The sequence below is a fragment of the Haloferax prahovense DSM 18310 genome (genome assembly GCF_000336815.1).
GTDB classification, from domain to species: domain Archaea; phylum Halobacteriota; class Halobacteria; order Halobacteriales; family Haloferacaceae; genus Haloferax; species Haloferax prahovense.
The window spans coordinates 14,313-27,214 of record NZ_AOLG01000051.1; the positions used below are offsets into that span (position 1 = coordinate 14,313).

The 12,902-nt window shown below is 66.7% G+C and carries 7 protein-coding genes; 2 read left to right on the forward strand and 5 right to left on the reverse strand.

All coding sequences use genetic code 11. The features are described 5' to 3' along the window. Window positions 1-58: 58 nt before the first annotated feature. Both C457_RS15025 and C457_RS15030 read left to right on the forward strand, forming a co-directional pair. On the forward strand, window positions 59-1,180 hold the full coding sequence (locus C457_RS15025; protein ID WP_239640762.1) for a dockerin type I domain-containing protein: 1,122 nt from the start codon (window positions 59-61) through the stop codon (window positions 1,178-1,180). Between the two features lie 3 nt (window positions 1,181-1,183). Continuing rightward, on the forward strand, window positions 1,184-2,419 hold the full coding sequence (locus C457_RS15030) for a PGF-pre-PGF domain-containing protein (RefSeq protein ID WP_239640763.1): 1,236 nt from the start codon (window positions 1,184-1,186) through the stop codon (window positions 2,417-2,419). A gap of 734 nt (window positions 2,420-3,153) precedes the next feature. Here the strand turns inward: C457_RS15030 and C457_RS15040 are convergent. Genes C457_RS15040 through C457_RS15060 form a run of 5 tightly spaced genes read right to left on the reverse strand, consistent with a single transcriptional unit; the run spans window position 3,154 to window position 12,713 of the window. Continuing rightward, entirely contained in the window at window positions 3,154-4,290 is a 1,137-nt protein-coding gene (locus C457_RS15040; RefSeq protein ID WP_008095943.1) for a hypothetical protein, read from the reverse strand. Between the two features lie 54 nt (window positions 4,291-4,344). Beyond that, window positions 4,345-7,338: an FtsX-like permease family protein gene (locus C457_RS15045; RefSeq protein ID WP_008095944.1), complete on the reverse strand. Its 2,994-nt coding sequence runs from the start codon at window positions 7,336-7,338 to the stop codon at window positions 4,345-4,347. Between the two features lie 15 nt (window positions 7,339-7,353). Further along, window positions 7,354-8,034 carry an ABC transporter ATP-binding protein gene (locus tag C457_RS15050; RefSeq protein ID WP_008095945.1) on the reverse strand — a complete coding sequence of 227 codons (681 nt, stop codon included), beginning with the start codon at window positions 8,032-8,034 and terminating at the stop codon, window positions 7,354-7,356. Between the two features lie 49 nt (window positions 8,035-8,083). Beyond that, the gene (locus C457_RS15055) at window positions 8,084-9,748 is read right to left on the reverse strand and encodes a hypothetical protein (protein WP_233517256.1); all 1,665 of its coding nucleotides are present in this window, start codon (window positions 9,746-9,748) and stop codon (window positions 8,084-8,086) included. Continuing rightward, entirely contained in the window at window positions 9,741-12,713 is a 2,973-nt protein-coding gene (locus C457_RS15060) for an ABC transporter permease (RefSeq protein WP_008095949.1), read from the reverse strand. Before C457_RS15060 ends, C457_RS15055 begins: the two co-directional genes overlap by 8 nt. Window positions 12,714-12,902: the final 189 nt, after the last annotated feature.

Sequence of the window (12,902 nt, forward strand, 5' to 3'; positions counted from 1 at the left end):
GACACTGGCTGCCCTCCTGGTCGTGGCATCGATATCGTTCGGTGTCGGTCCGGGCGTTGTGTCTGCTGCGGACCCGTTCAGCGTCGAAATCGACGCGCCGGACGACCTCAGCACGAACGGCAACCAGACGATTGCAGTAACGGTTACGAACAACGACAGCACCGCGCTCCTCAACCCGCTCGTCGAGGTCCCGATTAGCAGTCCGGTCGGCCTCCCGAACGGAGCCGAAGACGCGGTGTACGTGAACGACACGTCGGATCTGCGGGACGCGGCCGTCCAGCAGAGTACGATCTCGACCGGCGAATCCCTGGTCATCACGGGCGAAGTGGTGCCGGCCGGCGAATCCCGGACCTACCACTTCAACGTGACCGTCTCATCGGCGGGGACCACGTCGCTGACCGCCGACGCGCGCCCGCTGTACAACGAGCCGAACAACGTTCGGACGACCGAACAACTCGACGTGAGCGGCGTCGGAACGGTCAACGCGAGCGTCGTGGACAACGACGGAAACGCCGTCAGTGGCGCGTCCGTCGTCCTCGACGGACAGAGCCAAGCCGACTCGGTCAGCGAGACGGTGCTCGAAGGCGACCACACGGTCGGCGCGAGCCTGACGAACGCGCCCGAGTTCACCGTCGGCGTCGGTATCTCCGAGACGGCGTCTGTCACCTTCGTCGACGGCGACGACAGCATCCAACCCGTCGCCTACGTCGGCGACGCGCCGTCGCTCGTCGGTGACTCGACCTCGGAATCGGACGGGAACGCGAAGACGCCCGTCAACACGACGGTGTCCGTGACCATCTCGAAGAGTGACGGCACGGTCGTCTACGACATCGCACCGCCGAGCGACAAACCGTTCCGCGGGAACGGCGTCGCGACGACCGACGCGAACCTCGTCAGCCAGACGACGGTCGACGACGAGACGCGGGTCCAACTCAACCAGACCGGCGTCGGGACGCAGGTCTCCGTGGAGTTCGAAGGCTACGAACTCGGGAACGCAGACCTCGACGGCGACGTCGACGCGGACGACGCGTCCGCAATCGCACAGGCCGCCTCGAGCGGCTCTGATGCCGCCTACGGCGACGTCAACGGCGACGGTCAGGTGAACGCGGTCGACGCGATGCTCGTCCAGCAGTACAGCGAGAACAACCGCGACGCCGACTACACCATCGGAGGTACATAACTCATGAACACGAAACAGCTACTCGCAGTAGCGATGTGCGCCGCCATGCTCGTCAGTGCAGTCGGCGTCGGTGGTGCGGGTGCCGCGACGGCCAAGACCGTCTCGGTCGACGCCGTCGGCTCGCTCGACGAACGCTCTGCGGACTCGACGGCGACGCTAACTGCGTACAACGTCGAGGACGCGGACGGTATCGGGTCGTACGAACTGAACATCAGCTACGACGACAGCTTGGTCGACGTCTCGGTCGCCGGGAACTCCCGGTTCAACGTGGAGACGACCGACCACGGCAACGGAAAGATCACCGTCGTCGGGTACACGGGTGAGACCGCCGGCTCGACCGGAAACGTCTCGCTCGCGGACCTGACGGTGAGCGCGCAGTCCGTCGGGAGCGACACCGCCGCGTCCATCGACGTCACCGTCGAATCGATCACGGACACGAGAGGAAACCTCCTGTCGCACAGCGGCGACACGACGACCGTCGATGTGAACAACGTCGACGGCAGTACGCCGACCCCATCGACGCCGACGCCGTCGACGCCGACCACCGAAGCACCGTCGAGCGGCGGTGGCGGCGGTGGCGGCGGATCCGTTCCGAACAGCGGAACCTACGAGAGCGTCCGGCTCTTCTACGGTTCGCAGGTCAGCGCGTCGCTCCCGGACGGTGCCACTGTGACGAACGTCGACGTGGCGTTCGGCAGCCAAGGAACCGGCGAGGTCATCGTCCGCGAGCGGACGAGCCTCCCCGGAACGGTCGGTCGACCGTCGAACGCCGCGATCGGCTACGTCCAAATCGACGTCCCGAACTCCCTCAGCGATTCGCCGTCGACGATAACGCTGAGCGTGAGACAGGACCGGCTTGACGAACTCGGAATTACGGCACAGGACCTCGCAGTCGAACGCTACAACGACGAAAGCGGTGAGTGGGAGACCCTCGACACGCGCGTCGTGAGCGAGGGCGACGGACGGGTCGTGCTGGAAGTCGATACGCCCGGCTTCTCGTACTTCGCCGTGACGTCGACGCAGGCCGTGACGACGACGGCGGACGACGGTGGTGACACCACCACGTCCGACGACGATGGTGACGACACCACCACGTCCGACGACGGAACGCCCGGCTTCGACGACGAGACGACGACCGGAGAGCCGACGACGACTGACTCGGTCATCCCCGGCTTCGGCGTCACCGCCGCGCTGATTGCGCTCGTCGCAATCGCGCTCATCGCGGTGCGACGCGAATAACTCGCGTCACGGTTCTCGGTTCTTTTTTGTTCGGTCTGCGCGGACGACTCGCTCCCGAAACGGACAGCCATGCACGGCGCTGTTGAAATCCGTCGTTACGGAGCGTTTGTTGAGTCCGTGGTGAATAGCGGGCACGAGTTTACCGAACAGTACTTCCCCGGTTACCTGCGCGGAGTCGGTCTGTCACCCGGCCCCATCGAACGAGAGGATGACGGCTGACAGGTATCCATAGCACCGAACAACGTTCGAATCTCTCCGCGAGCGATATCGAACTGTACCTGAAAGCACTCGTTTTCGCCCCAGTCATCGACTAATTGGTCCACGTCCGATGTTGAGAAGGTGGCCTCGACTCGAGGATTCCGTGCAGTCACCGTAATCTCGTAGGTGACATGCTGCCCCATCCACGATTCAATGACTTCAACCATATCAGCGCTGTTTCCCTCGATGCCTTCGAGCGTGTGCGATTGTTCGTACACAGAGTGGCCGTCTCTGAGAACAGTGATGTCGGCAGTAGTCTGAGCCTCCCGGACGTTGAGCACGCTGATCTTCCCGAGGCCGACACGTGGCGACGATGGTTCATCACGAAGCGGGGGAGAACCCAGACAGCCTGCTCCGAGAGTAACGAAGGGGACAGCAGCGATGAAGCGGCGACGCGTAGCGGAGGGAGCCATTGTCGAATGGTTCGTAGAGGAACGTAAAGAAAAACACGCGAGGGGCGCAGCCGGCCGTCTCGATTACGACCGCCGACGGAGGAGACTGACGCCGACGAGACCGACGACACAGACCAGCGCAATCCCGACCGGGCCCCAGAGCGGCGCGGCGGTTTCGGTCGTGGTATCTGTCGCGGATTGTCTCGACGTCGTCGGTGTTGCGGTCTGCGTCGAACTCTCTGTTCCGGTCGAGCCGGTGGGTTCCGTCGTCGAAGACGACTGGTCGGCCTCGTCCGCATCGTTCCCGTCGTCTGCGTCGTCTGCGTCACCCGTGGGCGTCGGCGAGTCAGTCGTCTCCGCCGAACTTCCACCGGAGGACCCTGCCGTCGTGTTGGATGTGGTCGACTCGTTGGTTTCGGTCGTCGTGTCGGTCTCGGTCGGCTCTTCGGTCGTCGTGTCGTCGGATTCGTCCGTCGAATCCGAGTCCTGGAGCGACCCCTCCTCGACGACACTCACCGACTGGGTTCCGCTCACCGCGACGAGCTCGGGCTCACCGAACACTTCGTCGCCGGTCTGGGCAGCCGAATAGAGGCGATAGTCGCCCGTCGAGAGCGACCCGACATCGACTCTCGCCGTGTAGTTCAGTCCCGTCTGTTGGGTCGCGGTCGTGCGGACGGAGGTCGACTCGTTCCCGAGTACGACTTCGACACCGGCCGGCGGCGACTCAACGTCGTTGCTGACCTTGGAGAGGTTCACTTCCACGAGGAGTTCGTCGTCCGCTTCGACGCGGTCCGCCGCGGTCTGTTCGACGTCGAACCCGTTGATGACGAACGGTTCGACCGCGTAGACGGTGTCAGTTCCGTTCGTGAGCGCGATTGCGTACGTACCGGGGTCGTAGCGGTCGAGCGAGAACGACGCCGAGGCGGAGCCGCCGCCGTCGACGTATTGGTTGTCGCGGAGTCGCTGTTGACTGTCGACGACGCGGATGGAGTACGAGTCACCGGACGGTCCGTCGGCCGAAACGGAGACCGTCCCATCCTCGGACGCGCTGCCGATGGCTTCGATGGTCTGGTCTCCCCACTGCGTCGAAATCGTTCGGTCGGGGATATCGAGGTCGTCGTCGATGTCGACGTCGTAGTCGGCGCTCTGTGCGGCCGTCAACGGAGCGACCGTCGAACACACCAACACGAGCGCCAAGAGGAGGGCACGGGACGAGTGCATATGCGCTCCCTACACCCGTCTGGGGTAAGTGCATTTTCATGACGAGTCGAACAATCAGCGGTGGAGCAACCGCCCGACGTCGAACCGAACGAACGGCGTCGCCGCGATGACGGCGCTACAGACCGCGAGGCAGACCGCGCCGAGGGCGGACACGCCGACCAGCAACGGGGTAACGGGGACGGCGAGTCGAATCCCGAAGACCACGAGCACGTCGACCCGCGCGAGCACCCACAGGAGCGCCGCCGCGAGGCCGAACGAGAGGACCGCCGCGGGAATCGCGAGACGGACGGCGTCGGCCGCGAGGAGGGCGAGAACACGTCGCCTGCTCGCGCCGGTCGCGCGGTAGATGCCGATGACGCGACGGTTGGCGTGCACCGCCTGCGCGAACGTCGCGGTCGTACCGCCGATGGTGCTCAACCCGGCGAGCGACACGAGCACGACGAACAGCAACTGCACGTTCCCGAAGACGTTCTCGATGGCCCGTCCGATACCGGTCCCCTCGGTGTACTCGCCGCGACTGCTGAGCGTCGCCGCGACGCGCTCGTCGCCGGTGACGCGGTAGGTCGCCGTCGAGATGACCGTCCCGTCGACGACCAGTCGGAGGTCGTACGACCCCGGCGGCGGGTCGTCACCGAGCCCGACCTCGGACGCCGACAGTTCGATCTCCGAGACGTTTCCGGCGGTCAGTTCGACGGTCCGCGTCTGTGTCCCACCCGGCGAAACGAGGGTGAGGTTGCGGACGAGGAAGCGACCCCACGGGTTGGCGACGCGTGCGGTCACCGTCGGATTCGTGAGTCGCGATCCGGTCGACGGTGAGACCGTCAGCCGCCCGCCGAGGCGCTGCGGCGCGCCGCGTTCCACGGTGAGCGTGTGTTCTTCGGCCACGTAGCCGTCTTTCGAGAGCCGGAGCGTGTACATACCCGGCTCTTCGGGAACGCGGATGGGCACGCCGCCGCGGGCGTCGGTCGTCGCACTCCGGCCGTCGAGCGTGACGGTCACGCCGGAGACCACGGACTCGTTCGGCGTCGTCGCCGGCACGACGAGGGTGGAACCGGGCGGCGCTCGAGTCGGATACTCGGACGGGAGCTGAAGCGTGTTCGGCCGGTACACCGTCACCGAGCGCGTGACGCCGTCGGTCGCGAGTTCGTACGTCCCCGCGGTCTGGAAGCTCGTCTCGAACGAGATTCGAGTCGATTCGTCGCTCCCGAGCGTCACATCTCGTTCGAGCGTTCGGTTCCCCGCGCGGAGCGTAACCGTTTCACTCGCGGTGGTGGACCCGAGGTTTCGAACCGTCGCGCCGAAGCGATACGTCGCGTTCGTCCGGACCTCTGACGGTCCGGAGAGGCTCGTCACGAGCAGTCCCGACGAGCGGTTCTGCAGGGACGCGAGCCTCGACGAGGCGTTTCTCGTCCGAATCAGGTGGACCGTTCCGGGACCCGTCGCCAGCGGCTGTGTCGTCTCGAGCGGGACGACGAGCTGGTCGTTCGTCACGCCGCTTCCGGTGAACGTCCCGACGATTGTGACGCGTCTGACGCCGGGCGTGACGCTCCCCCCGAGCGTCACCGTCTCTCCGACCTCGAGTCCGAGCGTCCGTGCGAGGTCGGTCCCGACGACGGCCTCGTCGGCGCGCTGTGGGGCCGTCCCCGCGACTAACGACGCGTCGGTAACCGAGCTAAACGCGGTGTAGTTCGCCCCGCGGACGAGGTACGGCGCCCGGCCTCGGGTCTGCGCGTAGATGACCTCCGGACTTGCCGTGATACCGTACGAGCGGAGGACCGTCGCGTAGTTCTCGTCGATGCGGCTGTTGAGGGGGTGTGCGGCACCGCTCTCGACGACGGTGCCGCTCGACGTTGTGGCGAGCGGAGCGAGCGCGCCGCCAATCGACCCCGTCAGCAGGATGATGAGCATGAAGACGGCGAGCGTCGCCGCCGTCGGGGTGAAGGCCCGCCAATCGACGAGCGTCGGCGAGGCGACCGCTTGGAATCGGCGAATCGGCTGTGGCCATCGACTGGTGGCCCGGTGCGTTTGGTCGAACCTCGGGTCGCCGCGGACGACCGGAAGCGCCGCGAGGACCCCAGCGAGCAGCCCCATCACGAGGAGGAACCCGGCGATGCCGATGAGCGAAAACGCGATATCCGCGGTCACGTTCGTCTGAATCGACACCGGGAGGCCCACGTACGTCGCGGCGTTGACGACGCCGTTGGTCACGATTACGCCGAGGGCGTATCCCAACGCGACGCCGACGAACGTGAGCGACAGCACGCGCCCGAGGATAATCGAGAGGATGCGCTGCGGCGACGCCCCGGTCGCGCGGGCGACGCCGATGAGACGGGTCCGGTCCCGAATCGACATCTTCGTCACGTTGTACACGACGACGAGAATCAACAGCCCGCCGGCGAACGCGGCGACCGAGAGCGTCCGGACGACCTGCGTGATACCGCCCGCCAGAAACGGGAGCGCCGCGATGAGCGGGACGGTCGTCGGTGACGACGGAGCGTTCGAACTCCCGGTGTCGAACACCAAGGCACCACTGGTCCCCAACCGCTGGACGGTGTCGGTGTCGGCGACGTACCACGACTCGGGAAACAGCGTCTCGTCGACGCGGTGCGGCGAGACGGACGTCGAAACGGTGTTGTCAGGCCCGGCTAGCGCCACCCGCTGGACCGTCGATACCGGGGCCGAGACACCCTCTTTCGGCGGTCTCGGAAGCGTCGCGGCTTGCCACGAGACCGACGCGCCCGAAATCGTTCGCGGCGCGTCCGGCGGTATCCCGACGACGCGATGCGTCTCGCCGTCGGGGAGCGAGACGGTCGTGACCGCGATGACGACCTCGTCGGCGGACGCGGCCGCAACGGCGTCGTCGTACGACTGCTCGTAGGTGACCGTCGCCGAACTCGAGAGGTCGGAACTGAGGGTGCCGGTGTAGGTGGCCGCCGTGAGCAACAACAGCGCGGAACCGAGGAGAAACGCCGTCGTGACGGCGACGACCGCGATGCTCAGCCACTCGCGGCGCGACCACCTCGAGAGGAGCGCTGTCGCATAGCGCATGTTATCCGAGGAGGATCATTGACGGATGAACTCGTCCGGTTTCCGGCGGAGCGAGCCGTCTATCAGCACGTGCGTCTCTTCGAACTGGTCGGACAGCGTGGGGTCGTGACTGATAACGACGAGCGCGGTGTCCGTCTGGTCCTTGACGCGGAACAGGAGGTCGAGGACGCGCGCTGCGGTTTCGGGGTCGAGTTGCCCCGTCGGCTCGTCGGCGAAGACGACGTCCGGTCGGTTCGCGAGGGCGCGGGCGATGGCGACGCGCTGTTTCTCCCCACCGCTGAGCGTCGCCGGATACTGGTCTTTGAGGTCCAAGATGTCGAGGGCGTCGAACAGCGTGTCGAGCCACGCCTCGTCTCGGCTCCGGGTGTGGTCCTGCGGCAGCGCGGCGTTATCCCACGCGGTCAGGTCCGGGATAAGCTGGAAGTCCTGGAACACGAACCCGAGCGCGTCCCGACGTAACACGGCGCGTTTTCGTTCGGGGAGCGCGCTCGTGTCGTCGCCGTGGACGTAGAGCGAGCCGCTGGTCGGGGTACTGAGCAGTCCGAGGACGTTGAACAGCGTCGTCTTCCCGGCACCGCTCGGGCCTTGAATGAGGAGGGACGTGTCAGGCTCGACGGTGATGGAGACGTCCGCGAGAATGGTGGAGTCACCGCGTTCGACGGTGAGCGAATCGCCGCGCAGTACGGGGCCCGTCATCGATATGCTCCCTTCATGCTTCACGTATGTATAGTGTATGGGTGCTCGGTCAGACCGTTCGGTTCGTCGCGGCCGCACACGTCGCGTTCCCGACCGGTCGAGACACCACCACGGGGTCGTTCCCGGTGTTGGCGTAGACGACGTTCCGCGTCGCGGTCCACTCGGCGTACGCAGTCGCCGAGACGGTCTCCGGTGCGTTCGGGAAGAGGTGCGCACCGGTCGTCGTCCACGAGCGCTGTGAGATGACGAGACAGTCCGGGCTCGGCCCGCCGGAGAGCCAGTTCGCGACGGCGCTGTAGCCGACCTGCGCCTTGAAGTAATGCGCTCCGACCCGCGTCAGCGAGTGGTCGCTCACCCACGGCGCGTCGGTGTGTGTGGAGGCAAATCGGACGCCCTCGAACTCGGACTCGTACGTCGTGGTCGGGACGGTCGCGGTGTCCATCGTGAGGTACGCGAGCGGCGCGGTCGCGAGCGTCGAGACGAGTACGAGCGCGACGAGCGCGAGCCGAAGCGTGCGCCCGGCGGTCGCCCGCGAGACACCTTGTAGGAGGCGCACGAGAACGACTCCGACGAGCATCGCCGCCGGGACGTGCAGGAACGTCTGCGCGCGCATGACCGTGTCGTAGTACTCGGGCGTGAGCGACGCGGTGAGTCCGAACCCGATGATGGTGACCGGCGCGAGGAACATCGCCGTCGGTATCGCGCCGCCGCGGTACGACTCGAACAGTTCGAGTCCGAAGGCGGCGGTCACCGCGAACACGCCGAGAATCGCGACGAGCCCCAAGATGAGCGGCGGCGTCTGGGTCGTCCCCGGGAATATCGGTGAGACGGCGTTGAGTCCGACGATTCCGAAGAACGACCCGACGACGGCGAGGTACGAGACCTGTTTGACCCGCCGACCGGTCTGTTGGACCCACACGATGCCGATGGCGAGAAGGATGAGCCACGCGAGAAAGAGCCCGGGATAGGCCATGACCCGGTTCACGTACGGAACGCTGAGCGTCGTCGACGACTCGGCGAAGCGGTAGTACGAGAACATGTACGCCCAGAAAGCGACCGCGAGCGCGCCCGGGCCGAGCACCGAACGGAGCGACAGTCGAACGGAGACGTGGCGCACGACGAGCGCGGTCACGACGAGCGCGGCGATAAACGTCGAAAACGTGTGGGTCATCGGGAACACGACGAGCAAGAGCCCGACGACGAGCCACCACCGCCGAAGCCGACTCCGTAACGCGAGGTGCAGGCAGAACGCGAGCGTAATCACGAGGAGAATGCCGAGAATTTCCTCGTCGGGAACCGTGGTCCGACGGAGGAACAACCCTTGGACGGCGAGGAGCGTCGCCGTCACCGCACCGACCGCGGTGGCGGTCCCGTCGCTCGACCCGCTGTCGCGGAGCACGCGGCGAGCGACGACGCCACCGACAAAACAGATAACTCCGCCGACGACGGTCGCGAGCGGCTGAATCGCACGGACGGGAACGGCGTCGGTGACCAGCGACACGACGCTCAGGTACGTGCTGAACACGAGGTTGTCAGCGCGCTGGGTGAGCGGAATCGACCCCGTCTCCGTGGTCGTCTTCGCTAACCACGCGTAGTCGAATCCGTCGAGCGTCGATGGAAGGCCGCTCCAATAAAGCGGGAGAGCACGGAGGGCGAACGCGAGGGCGACACCCGCGATGAGAATCACGAATCCGCGGCGGCGTCCGTTACTCATTGGTGATACTACCCTCTCCCTCGGGCGTCGGTATATGTCTATCCACTAAGAGTGCCGCGGGGTCCTGAAGCAACAGATAGCCCGTCGCGAGACAGGCGCTCGTGACCGCGAGCCCGAGGCCCGCGAACACCATCCCGGCGATGACACCGGGCGAGAACGCCGGCGTGAGCGCCACGCCGAACACGCGGAGTTCGCCGACCGACAGCAGCGCCGTCACGGCCGCGGTGGCGATGACGAACGCGACAGCCGAAGCGACGAGGCCGACTTTGAGCGTGTCGAAGAGGACGAGCCGGAGGATGTCGGTCCGACGCGCCCCGGTCGCGCGGTACACGCCGATGGTCTTCCGAACGCCGTAGGTGCTCCGCGTGAACGCCGCGGTCGTGCTCCCGACGGTCATGAGGCTCACCAGCGCGACGACCGCGGCGAGGAGCACTTCGAGGTTCCCGAAGACGAGCTGAATCGCCTGCGCGATGCCGCCACCGCTCGTGTAGCGACCGCTCCCCGCGAGCGCGGTCGCCAACCGCTCGTCGCCGCGGACGCGATACGTGAGCGTGGCCGGTTCGCTCGCACCGACCTGCGACGAGACGGTGTACGCTCCGGCCGGGCGCTGTGGGAGAGTCGCCGAGACGCGACGGCTCCCGCCCGGCGCGAGCGAGACGGCTCGTTCGACGTCCCTCCCCGGACCCCGAATAGTCACGGTCGTGTTCAGTCGCTGTGTCCACGGGTTGGTGAGCCGCGCCGTCACCGTCGGTGACGTGAACAGCGTCGGCGTCTGTGGCGAGAGAGAGAGCGTCTGGACCGGCCGACGAGTCGCGTCCTCGGAGACGGTCACCGTCGTGTTACGCTGTTGGGAACCGGCACGCGCGGACACGACGTACGTCCCCGTCTCGTTGAATCGGACGCGAGTCGTCCCGCTCGCGTCCGTCGTTCGGCGCTGGCCATCGACCGAAATCGTCGCGTTTGCGACCGGCTCGCCGCCCCGCGAGACGCTGATTCGCGGCGCGCCCCCGACAGGTATCGACGCGGGAACGCTCACGCCGAGCGACTCGACGACGCGGCCTCGCTCGTCGACCGTCACCGACTTCGTTACGTCGGCCACGGAGAGGGAGACGGTCCCCGCGGGAGGTGTCTCGAACGCGACGAACGTCGTCTTCGACCGGCGACTGGGCACGGACAAGGAGGCCTCCGCCGTCGCGTCTCCGAGCGTGACCGAGACGGACCGCGAGGCGTCGCTCAGCCCGAGGTTCGTTGCTTCGATAGCGACGCCGAACTGCCCATCTCGACGGGTGACTGTCGCGTCCGTCACCACGATTGTCGACGTGTTCGCGTCTCCGCTGGCGAGGCCGCTGGTTCTGATGAACTGAACCCCGTCTCGCCCAGTCGTCGTGAGGTGACGAGCGGTATCGAGCGAGACGAGGAGTTGGTCGTCTTGGACGCCGGTACCCGCGAACTGCCCGACGATTTCGATTCGCGTGATGCCGGGCGTCGTGCTGCCCCCGAGAACGAGCGTGTCGCCGACCGCGAGGCCAGTCGCCTCGGCGAGACTTGCCCCGATGAGCGCCTCGTCGTCGCCGGTCGGTTCCCGTCCCGTCGTCAGCGCCGTGTGCGCCAACGACTCGTACGCGGAGTAGTTCACCCCCCGCGCGACGAACGGCGTACTGCGGTACACCTCGAAGAGGAGAATCTCCGGACTGACCGCGACGCCCTGACTGCGGAGCGCGGACGCGTACGACTCCGGGACGTTACTGGCGATGGGGTGCGGTGCGTCCGGTTCGGTAATCGTCTGCTGGCCGACGCCCGACAGCGGGCCGACCGCGCCGATGACGGCCGACAGCAACAGCACCACGCCCATGAACACGCTCAGCGTCGCGACGGTGGGCACGGTCGCCTCCCACCCGAGCAGTCGCGTCTCGAACAGTCGCGTGAACGGCGACCGCGAGTCGTCGGCGGTCGGCTGACCCGGCGACGACAGCCGGTCCAGCGGTTTCGTCGCTTCTGGGTACGACGCTGTCAGGCCGGCGACGACGCCGGCGACGAGCAGCACGGCCGTCGCCAGTCCGAGCAGTTGGACGACCGCCGGCGTGAGCGCGAGCGCGAGCGAGGTTGGGAGCCCGGCGTAAACCGCCGCGTTCAGAACCGCCCGGACGAGGATGACGCCGATGCTGTATCCGAGCGCCAGTCCGACGGCCGCGAGCGTGATGGCGCGGAGGGTGTACACGCCGACGATTTGCCGCGGCGTCGCGCCCGTCGAACGGAGCACGGCGATATCCGGCCGTCGCTCCTTGACCGTGAGTCGGATGACGCTGTACGTCGTCACCCCGACGAGGATGCCGCTCGCGAGCGTTGCGAGTTGGAGTAGGCGGACCAGTTGGTCGGTCCCGCGGACGAAAAACTGGAGCGCCGACAACAGCGGCGTCGCCGGTGCGCCGTCGGTCTGCTCGATGGTGACCACCTCGGTCGCCTCGAACGCTGAAAGCGTCTCGGCGCGGGTGAGATACCAGCCGTCTCGGAGGACCTGATGGCCAGAGCGGTCCGTAACCGTGACCGACGTCGCCGTCTCGTCCGTTGCGAGCGAGACGGTCTCGCCGGCGGGCGGTCCGCCGACGACGGCGAGCGTTCCGGGGTCCGGACGGGGGAAGTCGATTGTTTGCCCCCGGACGGTGAGTTCTGAGACGCCCGGCGGGACGCCGACAACCGTCGCGGGCCTCCCGTCGACGGTCGCCCCAACGAAGACGAGTCGGACTTCGGGGTCGGACCCGCTCGCGTCCGCGACACTCGACGGGGAGTCAACGCGCTCGACGTGATAGCTCGTCCCGAACTCGTCGGAGATGGTCGTCGTCTGCTGGCCGAGCGAGACGCCGAGAATGGCGGCACCGACGAGAAAAGAGACGGTGAGGGCGATAACGAGCACGGCGAGTGTGTCGCGCGTCTCCCAACTGAACGAAAGCGCTCGACGGTAGCCCATTAGTGTTCTCTATCGCGAGACTCGCGAGCGCTCACATTAAGTGTGTGTGGTTCCGCTGACACCCCGGTCAAACGGCGTGCTCACGGAGACTCCGAAGCTCGGGAGCGCGCTGTCGAACTCGAAAAAGCGGCTGAGCGTCGACGCTTCGACTCCCGACCGTTCACTCGGGAAGTGAGCGAGTCGAACGCG

What these genes read in the sequence shown, in the direction of transcription:
- C457_RS15060 (WP_008095949.1), bottom strand. Translation starts at nt 12,713, where the DNA reads ATGGGCTACCGTCGAGCGCTTTCGTTCAGTTGGGAGACGCGCGACACA.
- C457_RS15045 (WP_008095944.1), bottom strand. Translation starts at nt 7,338, where the DNA reads ATGCGCTATGCGACAGCGCTCCTCTCGAGGTGGTCGCGCCGCGAGTGG.
- C457_RS15055 (WP_233517256.1), bottom strand. Translation starts at nt 9,748, where the DNA reads ATGAGTAACGGACGCCGCCGCGGATTCGTGATTCTCATCGCGGGTGTC.
- C457_RS15050 (WP_008095945.1), bottom strand. Translation starts at nt 8,034, where the DNA reads ATGACGGGCCCCGTACTGCGCGGCGATTCGCTCACCGTCGAACGCGGT.
- C457_RS15040 (WP_008095943.1), bottom strand. Translation starts at nt 4,290, where the DNA reads ATGCACTCGTCCCGTGCCCTCCTCTTGGCGCTCGTGTTGGTGTGTTCG.
- C457_RS15030 (WP_239640763.1), top strand. Translation starts at nt 1,184, where the DNA reads ATGAACACGAAACAGCTACTCGCAGTAGCGATGTGCGCCGCCATGCTC.